18 protein-coding genes are annotated in these 14,132 nt (G+C 70.6%); 9 read left to right on the top strand and 9 right to left on the bottom strand.

The window, feature by feature from the left end:
* Window positions 1-6: 6 nt before the first annotated feature.
* From GRS48_RS02320 to GRS48_RS02305, 4 genes are read right to left on the bottom strand one after another with little or no spacing between them, the layout of a single operon-like run.
* The gene (locus GRS48_RS02320) at window positions 7-1,566 is read right to left on the bottom strand and encodes a DUF4332 domain-containing protein (protein ID WP_159483313.1); all 1,560 of its coding nucleotides are present in this window, start codon (window positions 1,564-1,566) and stop codon (window positions 7-9) included.
* Window positions 1,563-1,955 (bottom strand): hypothetical protein, encoded by a 393-nt coding sequence (locus tag GRS48_RS02315; protein WP_159483312.1) that lies wholly within the window; start codon window positions 1,953-1,955, stop codon window positions 1,563-1,565. The genes GRS48_RS02320 and GRS48_RS02315 overlap by 4 nt, the downstream gene beginning before the upstream one ends.
* On the bottom strand, window positions 1,945-2,532 hold the full coding sequence (locus GRS48_RS02310; protein WP_159483311.1) for a hypothetical protein: 588 nt from the start codon (window positions 2,530-2,532) through the stop codon (window positions 1,945-1,947). The genes GRS48_RS02315 and GRS48_RS02310 overlap by 11 nt, the downstream gene beginning before the upstream one ends.
* A gap of 16 nt (window positions 2,533-2,548) precedes the next feature.
* Complete coding sequence (locus tag GRS48_RS02305; RefSeq protein ID WP_159483310.1) at window positions 2,549-3,064, bottom strand: hypothetical protein; 516 nt, start codon at window positions 3,062-3,064, stop codon at window positions 2,549-2,551.
* 306 nt (window positions 3,065-3,370) lie between these two features.
* Here GRS48_RS02305 and GRS48_RS02300 point away from each other — a divergent pair, with 306 nt between their 5' ends.
* A complete protein-coding gene (locus tag GRS48_RS02300; RefSeq protein WP_159483309.1) occupies window positions 3,371-3,601 on the top strand; it encodes a hypothetical protein in 231 nt (76 codons plus the stop codon).
* Between the two features lie 21 nt (window positions 3,602-3,622).
* On the opposite strand, the gene GRS48_RS02295 is transcribed toward GRS48_RS02300, so the two are convergent.
* From GRS48_RS02295 to GRS48_RS02285, 3 genes are all read right to left on the bottom strand, one after another.
* Window positions 3,623-3,853, bottom strand: a complete 231-nt coding sequence (locus GRS48_RS02295) for a hypothetical protein (protein WP_159483308.1) — start codon at window positions 3,851-3,853, stop codon at window positions 3,623-3,625.
* A 78-nt stretch (window positions 3,854-3,931) separates the two neighbouring features.
* Complete coding sequence (locus GRS48_RS02290) at window positions 3,932-4,996, bottom strand: glycosyltransferase family 4 protein (RefSeq protein WP_159483307.1); 1,065 nt, start codon at window positions 4,994-4,996, stop codon at window positions 3,932-3,934.
* A 2-nt stretch (window positions 4,997-4,998) separates the two neighbouring features.
* The gene (locus tag GRS48_RS02285; RefSeq protein ID WP_321168247.1) at window positions 4,999-5,772 is read right to left on the bottom strand and encodes a GTP cyclohydrolase IIa; all 774 of its coding nucleotides are present in this window, start codon (window positions 5,770-5,772) and stop codon (window positions 4,999-5,001) included.
* 154 nt (window positions 5,773-5,926) lie between these two features.
* Here GRS48_RS02285 and GRS48_RS02280 point away from each other — a divergent pair, with 154 nt between their 5' ends.
* Window positions 5,927-6,706: an HAD-IIA family hydrolase gene (locus tag GRS48_RS02280; RefSeq protein WP_159483305.1), complete on the top strand. Its 780-nt coding sequence runs from the start codon at window positions 5,927-5,929 to the stop codon at window positions 6,704-6,706.
* A gap of 102 nt (window positions 6,707-6,808) precedes the next feature.
* Window positions 6,809-6,949 (top strand): hypothetical protein, encoded by a 141-nt coding sequence (locus GRS48_RS15000; RefSeq protein WP_200840192.1) that lies wholly within the window; start codon window positions 6,809-6,811, stop codon window positions 6,947-6,949.
* Window positions 6,950-7,092: 143 nt separating this feature from the next.
* On the opposite strand, the gene GRS48_RS02275 is transcribed toward GRS48_RS15000, so the two are convergent.
* The gene (locus GRS48_RS02275) at window positions 7,093-8,004 is read right to left on the bottom strand and encodes an NAD(P)-dependent oxidoreductase (RefSeq protein ID WP_159483304.1); all 912 of its coding nucleotides are present in this window, start codon (window positions 8,002-8,004) and stop codon (window positions 7,093-7,095) included.
* 120 nt (window positions 8,005-8,124) lie between these two features.
* Between GRS48_RS02275 and htpX the strand changes: the two genes are divergently transcribed.
* Window positions 8,125-8,997, top strand: coding sequence for a zinc metalloprotease HtpX (gene htpX, locus GRS48_RS02270; RefSeq protein WP_159483303.1), 873 nt, complete (start codon window positions 8,125-8,127; stop codon window positions 8,995-8,997).
* A 55-nt stretch (window positions 8,998-9,052) separates the two neighbouring features.
* Window positions 9,053-9,799 (top strand): tRNA (cytidine(56)-2'-O)-methyltransferase, encoded by a 747-nt coding sequence (locus tag GRS48_RS02265; protein ID WP_159483302.1) that lies wholly within the window; start codon window positions 9,053-9,055, stop codon window positions 9,797-9,799.
* 77 nt (window positions 9,800-9,876) lie between these two features.
* On the opposite strand, the gene GRS48_RS02260 is transcribed toward GRS48_RS02265, so the two are convergent.
* Window positions 9,877-10,818 (bottom strand): hypothetical protein, encoded by a 942-nt coding sequence (locus tag GRS48_RS02260; protein WP_159483508.1) that lies wholly within the window; start codon window positions 10,816-10,818, stop codon window positions 9,877-9,879.
* Between the two features lie 245 nt (window positions 10,819-11,063).
* Between GRS48_RS02260 and GRS48_RS02255 the strand changes: the two genes are divergently transcribed.
* From GRS48_RS02255 to GRS48_RS02240, 4 genes are all read left to right on the top strand, one after another.
* Window positions 11,064-11,588: a transcription factor gene (locus GRS48_RS02255; protein WP_159483301.1), complete on the top strand. Its 525-nt coding sequence runs from the start codon at window positions 11,064-11,066 to the stop codon at window positions 11,586-11,588.
* On the top strand, window positions 11,588-12,283 hold the full coding sequence (locus GRS48_RS02250; RefSeq protein ID WP_159483300.1) for a DUF2110 family protein: 696 nt from the start codon (window positions 11,588-11,590) through the stop codon (window positions 12,281-12,283). The genes GRS48_RS02255 and GRS48_RS02250 overlap by 1 nt, the downstream gene beginning before the upstream one ends.
* Before the next feature lie 3 nt (window positions 12,284-12,286).
* The gene (locus GRS48_RS02245) at window positions 12,287-13,093 is read left to right on the top strand and encodes a DUF5803 family protein (protein WP_321168246.1); all 807 of its coding nucleotides are present in this window, start codon (window positions 12,287-12,289) and stop codon (window positions 13,091-13,093) included.
* Window positions 13,094-13,203: 110 nt separating this feature from the next.
* Complete coding sequence (locus GRS48_RS02240; protein ID WP_159483299.1) at window positions 13,204-13,902, top strand: molybdopterin-binding protein; 699 nt, start codon at window positions 13,204-13,206, stop codon at window positions 13,900-13,902.
* The last annotated feature ends 230 nt before the right edge of the window (window positions 13,903-14,132 follow it).

Below are 14,132 nucleotides of genomic sequence, written 5' to 3'. Positions count from 1 at the left end.
CACCCTTCATCGACCCGAGAGCATCGACCGCGCCTCCTCGATCCAGCCCTCGGCCCGGCTCGGCGAGGCCCGGGTGATCTCGGCGACCTCCCGCGGGTCCCGCCGCGCGAGCTCGCCGACGGTCAGGATCCCCGCGTCGCGGAGCCGTCCCGCGTAGGTGGGGCCGATCCCGCCGATCGATTCGAGCTCCGCCGTGCCGTGGGTCGCGACGAGCTCCCGGTGGAGCGGTTCGAGCCGGTCGGTCGGGACCTCCAGCGCCTTCGCGAGCCGGTCGGTGTCGGCGTCGACGAGCGCCTCGATCCCGCCGAGCCCTGCCTCGCCGAGCCGGTCGGCGAACGCGGACCGCTCGTCTATCGCCCCGCGCTCGATCGCTGCGCGGAACCCTTCGAGGAACGCGTCGTCGACCGACGGATCCGTCGCCTCGCGCTCCCGGCGAGCTTCCTCCTCGGCTTCACGTTTGGCCGCTTCCTCCGCTTCACGCTTGGCTTCCTCTTCCGCCTCGCGTTTGGCTTCCTCTTCCGCCTCGCGTTTGGCTTCCTCTTCCGCCTCGCGTTTGGCCGCCTCCTCGGCTTCACGTTTGGCCGCTTCTTCCGCTTCACGCTCTTGACGAGCTTCCTCCTCGGCTTCACGCTTAGCCTCCTCCTCGGCTTCGCGCTTGGCCGCTTCCTCCGCTTCACGCTTGGCCGCTTCCTCCGCTTCACGCTTGGCTTCCTCTTCCGCCTCACGCTCTTGGCGAGCCTCTTCCGCCTCGCGCTCCGCGTCGTCGTCCGCTTCGGTGTCCCCCTCGCCGTCGTCCGGTTCCGGCTCCGCGCCCGGTTCCGGCTCCGGGTCGTCGGGCTCGGCCGAGAGGACGAGGTCCACCGGCGCGCCGGGCGGCGCGACCGTGAACGGCTCGGGGAACTGCTCGAGGACGGTGTTGGGGCGCACGCCCGCGGCGGCGACCGTCTCGACGTCGCCGACGTCGAGGCCGGCGGCCGCGAGCCGGCGCGCGGCCGTCCCGTGTGCCGCACCGGTCACGTCCGGGATCTCGGCGTACTCCTCCTCGGCACGGCGCTCCTCCTCGCGCCGGGGAGCGCGGAGCCGGAAGGAGACCTCGCTGAGGTTCGCCGACGCCGACCGCTCGTCGACCGACGGGAGGTGCATCCGGACGCCCTCCTGGGTCCCGATCACGTTCGCTTTGAGCCGGAAGTCGACGTCCTCGACGCGGTAGTCCGAGCCGGACAGCTCCTCGTCGGCCCGGTCGAACGCGGAGCCGAGGCTCTCGAAGACGGCCCGCGGCTCCATCGACGGCCGTTCGACCTCGAGCTCCGCGATCCGCTCGCGGAGCCCGTCGCGTTCGGACTCGACCGCGGACAGCCGGCTCGCGAGCGCGTTCCGCTCGCTCCGTAGCTCCAAGGTACCGACCTGATACGTCTGTATCAGGTCCTCGCGGTCGGCGACCGCCCGCTCGATGGCCGCCTTCTCGACGAGGTCGAGCTTCCCCGTCTCGACCTGCGGGAGCGTCTCGAGCCGGAACGACCCGATCCCGCCGACGACGGAGTCGTCGATCTCGAATCGGTCGCTCATGGCTCGCGGCGCTCCGGCGGCACCGGGGCGATCCGGAGGCGGATCTCGCTGGCGATCTCGGCGTCGACGTCGTACGCCGACCTGGTCCGGGAGTTCAGCGGGGTCGCGACCACCGTCGGACGGTAGCCGCGGACCGCGCCGGTGTCGGGGTCGCGGATCTCCTCGCCCTCGATCGAGAGCGTCGTCTCGAGGTCGGCCTCGACCTCGGAGAACCGCAGCCACGACGCGTCGAGGTCGTACTCGAGGTCGCCGGCCGCGATCTCCCGTTCGATCTCGCGTTGGATCCGTGCGGACCGACGGTCGAGCTCCTCTTGCCCCTCGGCGACGGAGACGGCGACCGACCGGACGAACTCCTTGACCGGCCGGGAGAGCCACCGCTCAGTCGGCATCGATACCCCCGTCGGTGCGGTCATCGATCGGTCCGTCCGCGTCCCCCGTCGCCGGGCCGGTCCGGGGCGGGAGCGGGGTCGGTCGGAGTCGGGCGCTGAGCCGGGCGTTCGTCTCGACCTCGCCGCGAACCCGTCTGCGGGTCGACGCGTCCGTCGTCGACGCGCGGAGCGCCGACCCGCCCTCGTCGACGAAGGCGGCGTCGACGTCGACCTCGACGGTCGCCTCCTCGAAGCGGTAGCGCGTCGGTTCGAAGCCGAGCTCGAGGAGGGTCCGCTCCTCCGCGGGGGCCGTCGTCGTCGAGACGGTCCCGTCCGCGTCGATCGTGCGGGTGACCCGCGGAACGACGTCCACCGTCGTCTCCGTGAGGGATCGCGCGGCCGCGACCGCCTCCGCGTCGAGCCGTTCCTGTGCCTCGGCGACGCCGCCGGCGAGCAGGGAGAGGAGCTCGTCGAAGGGGAGGTCACGGACCTCCCGTGGACGGCCGCCGTCGGATCGGACGTGACGATCGGTTCCGACCCGGTCGACGGGGTCGCCCCCGGGACGGTCGGTACCGGTGTGGTGCTGTCGGTGTCTCATGGTTGGCCGTCGGCCGTCACTCGTCGGTCGGCCGGTTGTCCACCGTCTCCACCTCGGGGAACAGGTACGGCGGGGCCGGGACGGGGACCATCGTGGTCCGCAGGCGGCTCGTCCCGTGGACCTCCTTCCCGAACTTCCGGTTGTGGCTGACGTCGGTCTGGACGCTCGCGCCCCAGAGGCCGAACCCGGCCCGGGCCTTCGCGCTCACGTCGATGTTCGTCTCCCGTTCGGTGGTCGTTTTGATGTCCATCTCGACGTCGATCGTCGCCTCCGAGAACTGGTAGAACGTCGGGAACATCCCCGCCTGGAGCAGCGAGACGTCGACGGCTTCCGCGGAGTCGTACGTCACCTCGCCGTCGGAGCCGATCGTCCGCGTGATCGCGGGGACGACCTCGATCTCGGTGTTCGCGAGCTTCTCGGCGACCTCCACCGAGTTCATGTCCAGCTGGTGTTGTGCGTCCGCGATCCCCTGTCCGAGGCTGGCGACCATTTCGGGGAACGGCACGTCGAGTAGCTCTTGTCCTACTGACATAGGCATACGATACCAGCTATCAATCATAAAGTGGTATGTAAATTAAAAGGGATATCGGCGCTCAACCGAACGGTGCGACCGAGCGATTTGATCGGGTGGTCCGATCGAGCGATTTGACCGGGCGGTGCGATCGGGTACTGCACCCGGATCGGCGAGCGTTCGTGAAGACGAACTCTGGGGGGGCGAAGACCGGAGCGGCCCCGTATGCCGAGAGGTCGAGGATCGGAGGATCCCCGTGCGTGAGGAGGTGGCGTCCGGTCGTGTGGAACCGAAGGCCTATACCGGCCGCCGGAGTCGGGTCGAACGATGTCGGAAGAGGACCCAACCGTGCCGATCGTGTGTACCGAATGCGGGACGGAGACGCGCGTCCCGCTGCCCGACGTGGCGGACGCACTCTCCAGGCACAACGAGGGAAAACACGGCGGCGAGACGGTCGCGGAAGTCGACCCCGGCCTGAAGGACCGGCTGGCCGACCTCGTCGCGGAGGACCTCGGGCTGTTCGACGAGGACGCGGGAGAACAGGGCGGTCGCGACTAGCGGCGGGCAGGGCGGTCGCGATCAGTCGTCGTCCGCGAGCGCGCCCCGCGGATTCCCCTTGTGATGCAGGTTACGGTTGTCGCGCGCCTCGACGACCGTCGCCGGAATGACGTCGCCGACCGCCGCGCGGGGATGACCGGTGTACGCGTGTTCGAGGTGTTCCGAGCAGTGCGCCATCGCGTCGTGTGACCCCTCCCACGGGCCCGCATCACAGCCGTCCGCGGTGCAAACGTAAACGATCTCCTCCGACATGCTGAGCGGTGGTTTCCACCCCGGTTATAAAAGCGTTCGACACCGGTTATCAAGGGCGATAGCTTTGCCCGTCGCGAGTCAGGCGATCTCGGCGAGGAACTCCCGGATCCGTTCACACGTCTCGTCCCACGTCGGGTGCGCGGCGAACGTCTCGCACGCGTTGCGGCTCGCCCGGCCGAGGCGGTCGCGGTCGCGGGTCAGCGGGGCGATCGCGTCGGCCACCGCCGCCGAGTCGTTCGGGGGGACGAGCGCGCCGTTGCCGGCGTCGACGACGTCGTCCGCGCCGCCGTGGGCGGACGCGATCGCGGGGAGCCCGAACGCCATCCCCTCCAGGTAGACGATCCCGAACGGCTCGTATCGCGACGGGACCGCGAGGACGTGGGCGGCCCGCAGCTCCTCGCGGAGCCGGTCGTCGTCCACCCGGCCGAGGAACCGGACCGCGTCGGCGACGCCGTGCTCGCGTGCGAGTTCGCGCGCGGCCGCGACGTGATCGGGGTCGACCGTCGTGTCGCCGACGACGTGGAGCCGCCAGTCGGCGTCGACCCGCGAGAGCCCCTCGATCAGGGTCGTCACCCCCTTTCGAGGGGTCACGTTGCAGACGGAGACGACCCGGAAGGGATCGCGGCGGAGGCGGTCGCCGGCCAGCGGCGGCCCGGTTCCGAGCCGATCGCCGGCCGGCGGCGCGATGACGCCTCGGAGATCGCTCGGCGGGGCGTCCAACAGGTCCGCGACGGCGGTCGCGGTCGCGCCGCTGTTGAACACGAAGCCGTCGACGGTCCGAAGGAACTCGCGTTCGAGGGCGGCCACCGCGCGGCCGCGCCAGGGGCTTCGCGGCTCCTTCGATCGGAGGAAGTGGACGAGCGCGACGACGGGGACCCCCTCGAGCCGGCGGTTCGCGAGGAACAGCGACGGGTGACAGTAGGCGTCCTCGAGAACGACGTCGCAGGCGCTGAGCCGCCGGACGAGCCCCGGAGAGAGGTTGGTGACCGTCGATCGGCGGTAGGACCGTTCGGGGATCGAGACGACGTCGACGTCCCACCCGTTCGCGGAGAGGTGGTCCGCGAGGATCCGGTCGTAGAGGAACCCCCCGGACCGGGTGTCGAGCTCGCCGTACACGACGAGCCCGACGCGGGGGGCGGCCATCGTCAGTCGCCGGCGGCGGGGGTCCCGGAGAGCTCGACGCTCGTGCCGTCGTGTCGGCAGTCCTCGAGCGCGTGTTTGGCGGCGAAACCGGCCTCGTGGGCGGACGCGCCGCGACCGACGCCGACCTGCAGCTCCACGTCGACGTCGGCGGCGACGTGGTCGACCGCGGCGGCGAACGCCGGCTCGGGGAGCCCCGGGCAGGCCGCGATCACGTTGTCGCCGCCGACGAAGAAGGAGAGCGCCCCGTGGGTCTCCCGGAGGTAGCGCATGAGGGAGGCGTACCCCTGCTCGATGTGGATGAACGTGTCGAACTCGTTGAGGCGGTCGGTGTACTTGCCCGTGGCGTCGACGACGTCGAAGTGCGCGATCTGGAGGTCGTCGGGGGCCGTCTCGGTCAGGTACTCGCCGGACAGCACCTCCGTTCGGGCCTCGTCCTGGGCGCTCCCCTCCACCTGGAGCTGTCGGTTCGCCGCCTCGAGGGCGTCGACCGGCCGCTCGGCGACGGCGGTCCCGAGGCTGACGCTCACCGGGTAGCGGTTGCCGATCGACTCCTGAAGCGACGCGTGGGCCGCGCCGTCGACCCCGTTGGTCACCGCGATCATGTTGTCGAAACGCGTGAAGAAGACGTACGCGTCGCGGTGGCCGAGGAACTGGGCGATGTCGGCGAACAGCCGCGACTGGAGCGTCTGGAGGTCCATCTCCCGACGCGGCTCGGGCGTGACCGTCCACGGCCCGTAGTTGTCGATCTGCACCAGGGTCACCTGAGTCGTCGTCACAGTACCGCCGGCTTGGGACCGCCGCCGCTTTACCCTTCTGTTATCCCGAGGCTGGGATCCGTCTCGGTACTGAACGAGAGGGCGGCCCGACGGAGCGCCACAACCGGGATACTCGCGCCGCAACCGCTACCTTGCAGGAGGCCCGAAGACGGGTATGGAGTTCCGTGGGGCCGTCCTCGACGTCGACGGCACGGTCGTTCGCGGCGACGAACCGATCCCGGGTGCGCCGGCGGGGTACCGCCGGATCCGCGAGGCGGGCATCGAGACGCTGTTCCTCTCGAACAACCCGACGAAGCCGGCGGCGGCGTACGTCGACCGGCTGGGGGACGCCGGCTACGACGTCGACCCCGACCGGGTGTTCACCGCCGGCACGATAACGACCGACTACCTGCGGGGCCGCCACGGGGACGACGACCTCCTCTGTATCGGCGCGCCGGGGCTGCTCGCGCAGTTCGACGCCGCCGGCCTCTCGACGACGGAGGACGTCGACGCCGCCGACGCGCTCGTCGCGTCGATCGACCACGAGTTCGGCTACGACGACCTCTGTACGGCGCTGTGGGCGCTCGATCGGGGGATCCCCTTTATCGGAACCGATCCCGACGTCGTCATCCCCGCTCCCGACCGCGACCGACCCGGGTCCGGGGCCGTGATCGGTGCCGTCGCCGCGGTCGCTCGCCGGGATCCGGACGTCGTCCTCGGAAAGCCGTCCGAACCCGCGATCGACCTCGTTCGCGAGCACCTCCCGTACCCGCCCGAGGCGTGTCTCGTCGTCGGCGATCGGCTGGACACGGACATCGAACTCGGCGCGCGGGCGGGGATGACGACCGTTCTCGTCCGGTCCGGCGTCACCGACGAGGCGACGCTCGCGGCGAGCCCGATCGAACCGGACCACGTGATCGACCACCTCGGCGAGATCGACGACGTCATCGGCTGAAGCGTTCGCTCAGCCCCAGTGGCGGCCGACCAGCGTCGGTCGATGGTCATCGATCGTTCACGATCACGAAGATTTATAAGCTGATGTTGCCTCTTCTCGTATATGAGTGTGTTTGACACGCGCGACGGGGCCGTTGACACACCCGACGAGCCGGTCGACGCCCCCGAGGACGACGGTGACGCCTCCGAGACGGTGACCATCGTCGAAGGGCACGCCGTTCAGTTCAACGAGTACCGGTACTGATCGCACGCGCGGGAACGACGTCTCCCGCGGCGGAGCGGTCGCCGCCCGTCGGTGCGAGCGGACGCGGCGAGCATCGCTCGAGCGCGCTTATAAAGGTCGTCGATACCGACCGGTAACCCTTATAAACATCAGTGACAGCGACGCTACTCGAACAGCGTCGGCTCGGGAACGTCCTCGGCCGCGGCGGTCCGCCACGAGTGGGCGGGCGTCCAGCCAAAGAGCCGCTCGGCCTTCGCGATCGCGTACGCGCCGCGATCGTCGCCTGCGGCCACGTCCGTCTCCTCCGGAAGCCCGCCGTACGCCTCCCGAACCAGCTCGCGGAGCGGCCGCCCCAGCGCGTTGTCGGCCGCGACGCAGTTGACCGCCTCGTGGACGCCGGGGGCGGCCGAGTCGGCGGTCCACGCCAACGCGGCCGCGACCTGCTCGGCGACGTCGCGGGCGTCCACGTACGACCAGAAGTTGCCCGCGCCCGCCTCGAGGTCCTCGACGTAGCCGTCGTCGCGGCAGGGGTACGCGCCGGGGTACTGGATCCACGAGGGGCGGATCGAGACCGCGGGGACGTCGTGTCGGCGCGCGACCGCCGCGGCCGTCTCCTCCGCGGTCACCTTCGAGAGCCCGTACGGGTCCTCCGGCCGGAGCGGGTGGTCCTCGGTCACCGGCAGCGCGTCGGGTAGCGGCGTCGGGTCGGCGAAGAAGAAGCCGTACGCGCCGTCGCTCGACGCCTGAACGAACCGTGCGCCCGCCCGCCCGGCCGCGGTGAGGACGTTGTGAGCGGCGAGCGCGTTCGTCTCGAACACCCGGCCCTCGGGGTACGTGCCGGCGACGGGAATGGCCGCCCAGTGGACGACGGCGTCGGGAGCGACCGCGCTCACGACGTCGAGCGCCTCCCCTCGGTCCGTCAGGTCCGCCCCTTTAAAAGAGACGTGCGGCGCGGGCGCGGCGTCGAGCCCCGGGTGTTCGTAGTCGACGACGACGACCTCGTACTCGCCCGCGAGCCGATCGACGACCCACCGCCCCGACGCACCCCGCCCGCCAGTGACCAGAACCGTGTCCATGTCCGAAGGTTGACGGGTCGGGTGAAAAGGGCGTCGGGGGTCGATAGCTCGGTAAGTCACCGAGCCGGGGACGAGACCGCCTCCGGCAGGCTTTAAGCCGCCGAGCCGATAGGAACGCCCATGCAATGGACCACGGACTGGGGACTGCGTGGACGGATGGCGTTCACCATGTTCCTGTTGTTCGCCCTCTACATCGTCTTCGTGGGGATCCTCGTGACGATGTTCGACGCCGGAATGATGACCATACTGGTCCTCCTCGGCGGGTTCTCGCTGGCGCAGTACTTCTTCAGCGACAAGCTCGCGTTACGGAGCATGGGCGCCCGCGAGGTGTCCGCGGACGAGTATCCCGAACTCCACCGAATGACCGAGCGGCTCTGTCAACAGGCCGACCTGCCGAAGCCGAAGATCGCCGTCGCCGAGACGCAGGTGCCGAACGCGTTCGCGACCGGCCGGAACCAGAAGAACGCGACCGTCGCCGTGACCACGGGGCTGCTCCGCACGCTCGACGAAGAGGAGCTGGAGGGCGTCATGGCCCACGAGCTCGCACACGTCAAGAACCGCGACGTGATGGTGATGACCATCGCCTCGTTCCTCTCCACTATCGCCTTCTTCATCGTGCGGTGGGGATGGCTGTTCGCGGGCAACGACCGCAACGCGCCGCCCGTGTGGGTCGCCATCGCCGTCTCGCTCGTCGTGTGGATCATCTCGTTCCTGCTCATCCGCGCGCTGTCGCGGTACCGCGAGTACTCCGCCGATCGCGGCGCGGCGCTCATCACCGGCAAGCCCGGCGCGCTCGCGTCGGCGCTGGTCAGCATCAGTGGCCGGATGGACCGCGTTCCCAAGGAGGACCTCCGCGAGGAGGCCGAGATGAACGCGTTCTTCATCATCCCGATCCGCTCGGGGTTCATCGGCAAGCTCGCGTCGACGCACCCGTCGACCGAGAGCCGGATCGAGCGCCTCCGCCAGCTCGAAAAGGAGATGGAGACGGCCTGATCCGGCCGCCGTTTCGCATCGAAAGGTCCACCCGCGTCCCCGCCGCAGGGCGGATATGAACGACGAGCACGACGAGCGCGCCGGACGCGCCGAACACGACGTGCGTGACGGGCGCGCCGAGCGCGCCGGATCCGACGGGCACGACGAACGGGAGGTCGTCGTCCTCCGGTACGGTCACCGGCCGGGGCGCGACGACCGCATGACGACCCACGTCGGGCTGACGGCGCGGGCGCTCGGCGCGGATCGGGCGGTGTTCCCGGACAACGCGGGGCAGGCGGCCGAGACCGTCCGCGACATCACGTCGCGGTTCGGCGGCCCGTTCACGGTCGAGCTCCGCGCGGACCAGCAGGCGATCGTCCGGGGATTCGAGGGCGTCGTCGTCCACCTCACGATGTACGGCGAGCGGATCCAGGACGTCGAAGACGAGATCAGGGCGGCGGCGGGCGGCGATGGCGACGGCGACGGCGACAGCGATGGCGGCGGCGGTGATGCCGACGTCGACGCCGACCCGCGGGACCTGCTCGTCGTCGTGGGCGGCGAGAAGGTGCCCTGGGAGCTGTACGAGCGGGCCGACTTCAACGTCGGCGTGACGAACCAGCCGCACTCGGAGGTCGCCGGGCTCGCCGTCTTCCTCGACCGGTTCTTCGAGGGCGCGGAGCTCGACCGCGAGTGGACCGACGCCGACCGGCGGGTCGTCCCGCGGGCGACGGGCAAGGAGGTCGTCGCGGCGGACGGCGACGATTCGACCGGCGACGACGCCGAGAGCGACACCGAGGACGAAGGCGGGCGGCAGTCCGCGTAACGCTCGGAGGAACGACCGGATCGAGATCCTGTTCGAGTACTCGTTTGAGGGCGCGCTTCGATCGAAGGGCCCGTCGGTTAGAGGGCGCGCTTCGACCGCAGCCGCGCGAGCCGGACGCGGGTCTCCTGTCGGCTCGTTCCCCGCACCCGTCCCGTCTCCTCGTCGGCCATCGTGACGAGCGAGAGCCGGTCGAGGAGCGGCGGCCAGTCGGCGGCCCCGGCGGCGTCGCGGGCGAACCCGATCGCGTTCGCGATCCCGGCCCGTCCCTCGTCGCCCGTGCGGGCCACGGCGACGTCAGCCGCGCGCCGACGCTCGGCGACGAACAGCCGGTCGCCGAGGACGGACGGCACCCAGACGGGAACGAGCGCGAGCCACAGGAGGACGCCGGCGGCCGTGTACGCCGGACCCGGCACCCGATCCCCTTCGGGCTCGTAGCCGTGGATCCGGTTGACTCGCCGGTCGGCGGCGGTGCGTTCGTTTCGCCGCCCGACTAACAGCGTCGCCAACAGCGCCAGCGTTTCGACGGCGACGAGCGCCGGCAGCAGGGCGGTCGTGATCGCGGCGTCACGGCCGCGAAGTCGAACGATCGCGTGTCGGAGCGCGGCGTCGCGGTCCGCCGCCGGCAGCGAGAGCAGTCGGGTCGAGACGACGAGCCGCGCCCCTCGATAGCCGTCCGTGACCGCGACGTTGGCGGCGTCCGCGCGGACGACGGTCACGTCGGGTTCGGGAACGCCGACCTCGCCGGCGACGTCCGCGACCCGGTCCTCGATGAACGCCGCCGGCCGGTCGTCGAGGTCGGCGTCGGGGAGCCGCGCGGTCCGGCGCTCGACGAGGGCCGGACCGAGCGCGACGGCACCCCCGAGGCCGACGACCGCGGCGGCGAGGACGCCGGGCACGAGGCCGACGCCGAGGCCCAGCGAGAGGGGAACGATCGGCAGCGCCGCGAGGAGGACGGGGACGGCGGCGAGCGCGACGAGCCCGACGTACGCGCGAGGGCGTGCCGTCCCGCCACGCGCCATCGCCTCGCCCGGCGTGCCAGACATACGCGATAGGGTGGGACACGCGGGTTAAAGGTCTGCCGAAGGCGGGGACGTCGTCGTACGTCGGTCCGTGAGGACGGGCGGTCGCTGTCGGCCCGTGAGGGCGGGCGGTCGCTGTCGGCCCACGAAAACGAGTGGTCGCCGTCGTGTCGGTTCCGCGCCCGTCCGGATCTCACCGTGCCCTTCCGGAGCTTTTAACCCGTTTCCTGCCCGAAATTCCGGCAATGGCTTTTGAGGATCTGTTGAACGACCCCGTCATCCAGAAGTACCTCCACGAGCTCGTGGGGCCGACGGGGATGCCGGTCGCCGCGGCACCGCCGGACGGCGAGGTGACCGACGAGGAGTTGGCCGAGGAGCTCGGGTTAGAGCTGAACGACGTCCGGCGCGCGCTGTTCATCCTCTACGAGAACGACCTCGCCACCTACCGGCGGGTCCGCGACGAGGACTCGGGATGGCTCACGTACCTGTGGACGTTCCACTACGACAACATCCCGGAGAACCTAGAGGAAGAGCTGTACCGCCTGCTCGACGCGTTAGAGGACCGCGAGGAGTACGAGCGCACCCACGAGTTCTACCTCTGTGAGGTGTGTTCGATCCGCTTCGAGTTCGGCGAGGCGATGGACTTCGGCTTCGAGTGTCCGGAGTGCGGCTCCCCGGTCGAGTCGATGGACAACGAGCGGCTCCGGCAGGCGATGGAGCGCCGCATCGACGAGATCGGCGACGAGCTCAACGTGGACGTGACCGGCTAATGGTGGTCATCGCAACCAAGTGTTACGTCGAGGGCGACGCCCGAGAGCGCGCGCTCGACGGGATGGGATCGCTGGTCGACAACGACGTCGGGGACCTCCACGTCGAGTGGCAGGTCGGCGTCCGCGACGACGACTTCGTGCAGGTGGACGTGAGCGGCGAGGACGCCGAAGTCGCCCGGAACGTCCTCGCGGAGACCTGGGGCGCGATCGTCACCCACGACGAGGGGATGGTCGCCGGCGAGGAGTACGTGGGCACCCTCGAGTCGTGGGACGAGGACGGCTTCGTCCTCGACGCCGGCGTCGACGTCCACGTGCCGGCCGACGGGCTCGGGCTCGGCGTCGGCTCCCCCGAACAGGTCGTCGAGCGGTTCGGGCTCGTCCAACACCTCCCCATGCGGTTCGTCTACGGCGGGGACGTCGGCGACCCCGACGCCGAGCCACACCGGCTCGCGGACGCGGAGCGGGACCGCCTGTACGACTGGCAGCGCGGCGACGGCCGCGTGAACGTCAACTCCGCGACCCGCGGCGAGGTCCGCGCGACGGTCAACCGGGCGGGTCACGCCCGCGACATCGTCACCGTCGAACGACTCGGTCTGCTCGAACAGAGCATCGTCTGTGCGGAGGGAACCGACCCGCCGGGGCTGTTAGCCGCGATCGGCAGCTATCTCCCGGCGGAGATGCGCTGCGTCGTCTGATCCGTGACCCGTCGTTTCGCCCTCGCGGTCGCCTGTGTCGCCCTGCTTGCCGTCAGCGCCGGCTGTCTCGGCTACGTCACCGGCGGCGGCGAGGTCGCAAACGAAACGCTCGACGCGGAGCCGCCCCGCGAGTACGACTTCGACACCGACCGCGACGCCGAGTTCGACCTCTCGGCCGACGCCACGTACACGGTCGTCTACAACGTCTCCGAGCGCGATCCGCTCCGACTGTACCAGGACACGGTGTACGGCGGGGACCAGCCGCTCGAGTTCCGGGCGTTCCGCTACCAGTACCCCGACGGTACCGTCGTCAACGGAAGCGAGTTCCGCGCCCGCGGCGGCGAGGTCGACCGGACCCCCGACGAGACGTGGATCCGCCTCGCCGACGACATGGAGGGCGGGAAGATCGCCTTCTCCGGGGCGGGATCACCGCGGCGGTTCACGATGCTCACGTACGTGCAAGGGTCGTACGCCGTGACGCTGCCGGAGGGGTTCACCACGTCCTTCCCGATCGTCGGGCACGTCTCGCCGCGCGGCCACGGAGTCGAGGAGGTGGACGGTCGCGACCGGATCACGTGGGACTCCGTCACGAGCGGTTCGATCGTCGTCCAGTCGTACCGCGAGCGCGACCTGGTCGTCTTCGCCGGGATCCTGGTCGTCGCCGTCGTCGTCGCCGTCGCGGGGACCGCCCACTTCCGCCGGCAGCTCGAGGAGCTCCGCGAGCGGCGGATGGAGCTGGGCCTCGGCGTCTACGAGGACGAGGAGGAAGGGGCGGACGACGACGATCGGAAGGGCGGACCCGGGACCTAGGGGCGAGAAGCGACGCGTCTCCCGTCTCCCGCCCTCGTCACGATCGCTCCCCGACCCGTCTTTCGTCCGCCTCCAGCGACCTTTTCAGCGAGCCACTCGTGAGTGCGGACATGAACGCCGCGATCGTCACCGTCGGGGACGAGCTCCTCGTCGGCGACACCGAGAACACGAACGCGACGTGGCTCTGCCGGCGGCTCTCCGACCGAGGGGTCCGGGTCCGGCGGGTGACCGTCGTCCCGGACGAGGTCGGCGAGATCGCCCGCGTCGTCAACGAGTACCACGCCGAATACGACGCGACGGTCGTCACCGGCGGGCTCGGCCCGACCCACGACGACGTGACGATGGACGCGATCGCGGCCGCCTTCGGCCGGGCGGTCGAGGCCAACGAGGAGGCGGCAGCGTGGCTCGCCGAGCGGGGCTACAGCGCCGACGACCTCACCGCGGAGACGACACACCTCCCCGCGGGCTGTCGCCCGCTGCGGAACGTTGAGGGCGTCGCGCCCGGCGCGGTCGTCGAGTCGACGTACGTCCTCCCCGGCGTCCCCGCGGAGATGAAGGCGATGTTCGAGTCGGTCGCCGACGAGTTCGAAGGGACCCCGACGCACACGGTCGCGGTCAACGTGGCGGAGCCGGAGAGCACTCTGCTCGACCGGTTCACGGAGCTACAGGAGCGGTTCGAGGTCGGCGTCGGATCCTACCCGGGCGAGCACGTGACGGTGAAGATCACCGCCGCCGACGCCGCCGAGGCGGAGCGCGCGGCGGCGTGGCTCCGGGATCGATCGACGGCTCCCGAGCGGAGCGAGCCGTGAGTCGGGGCGACGGCGTCGGTCCGGGACTACCGATATAAGTAGGCCGCCCACAGGACGGTGATCACGAGACTGACGAGGAGCACCGCGGTCGCGGTCGCGTCGATCGGGAGCGGCTCCGGCTGGACGGCGAGCGGAATCATGTGCAGGGCTTGTTCGGGGGCGCTCTTAAGCGTTGATCCTTCGGCGGCGGGCGTTCGATGGCGGGCGTTCGATGGCGGACGTTCGATGGC

Origin of the sequence: Halorubrum sp. JWXQ-INN 858 (genome assembly GCF_009806985.1) — an archaeon.
Lineage (GTDB): Archaea > Halobacteriota > Halobacteria > Halobacteriales > Haloferacaceae > Halorubrum.
Note: the sequence above shows the minus strand (reverse complement) of the source record. Positions and strands in the feature narration are given on the sequence as shown.

Bases quoted from the DNA above. Each gene is read 5' to 3' on its own strand.
- GRS48_RS02320 (WP_159483313.1), bottom strand. From the start codon at position 1,566: ATGAGCGACCGATTCGAGATCGACGACTCCGTCGTCGGCGGGATCGGG.
- GRS48_RS02315 (WP_159483312.1), bottom strand. From the start codon at position 1,955: ATGCCGACTGAGCGGTGGCTCTCCCGGCCGGTCAAGGAGTTCGTCCGG.
- GRS48_RS02310 (WP_159483311.1), bottom strand. From the start codon at position 2,532: ATGAGACACCGACAGCACCACACCGGTACCGACCGTCCCGGGGGCGAC.
- GRS48_RS02305 (WP_159483310.1), bottom strand. From the start codon at position 3,064: ATGTCAGTAGGACAAGAGCTACTCGACGTGCCGTTCCCCGAAATGGTC.
- GRS48_RS02300 (WP_159483309.1), top strand. From the start codon at position 3,371: ATGTCGGAAGAGGACCCAACCGTGCCGATCGTGTGTACCGAATGCGGG.
- GRS48_RS02295 (WP_159483308.1), bottom strand. From the start codon at position 3,853: ATGTCGGAGGAGATCGTTTACGTTTGCACCGCGGACGGCTGTGATGCG.
- GRS48_RS02290 (WP_159483307.1), bottom strand. From the start codon at position 4,996: ATGGCCGCCCCCCGCGTCGGGCTCGTCGTGTACGGCGAGCTCGACACC.
- GRS48_RS02280 (WP_159483305.1), top strand. From the start codon at position 5,927: ATGGAGTTCCGTGGGGCCGTCCTCGACGTCGACGGCACGGTCGTTCGC.
- GRS48_RS15000 (WP_200840192.1), top strand. From the start codon at position 6,809: ATGAGTGTGTTTGACACGCGCGACGGGGCCGTTGACACACCCGACGAG.
- GRS48_RS02275 (WP_159483304.1), bottom strand. From the start codon at position 8,004: ATGGACACGGTTCTGGTCACTGGCGGGCGGGGTGCGTCGGGGCGGTGG.
- htpX (WP_159483303.1), top strand. From the start codon at position 8,125: ATGCAATGGACCACGGACTGGGGACTGCGTGGACGGATGGCGTTCACC.
- GRS48_RS02265 (WP_159483302.1), top strand. From the start codon at position 9,053: ATGAACGACGAGCACGACGAGCGCGCCGGACGCGCCGAACACGACGTG.
- GRS48_RS02260 (WP_159483508.1), bottom strand. From the start codon at position 10,818: ATGGCGCGTGGCGGGACGGCACGCCCTCGCGCGTACGTCGGGCTCGTC.
- GRS48_RS02255 (WP_159483301.1), top strand. From the start codon at position 11,064: ATGGCTTTTGAGGATCTGTTGAACGACCCCGTCATCCAGAAGTACCTC.
- GRS48_RS02250 (WP_159483300.1), top strand. From the start codon at position 11,588: ATGGTGGTCATCGCAACCAAGTGTTACGTCGAGGGCGACGCCCGAGAG.
- GRS48_RS02240 (WP_159483299.1), top strand. From the start codon at position 13,204: ATGAACGCCGCGATCGTCACCGTCGGGGACGAGCTCCTCGTCGGCGAC.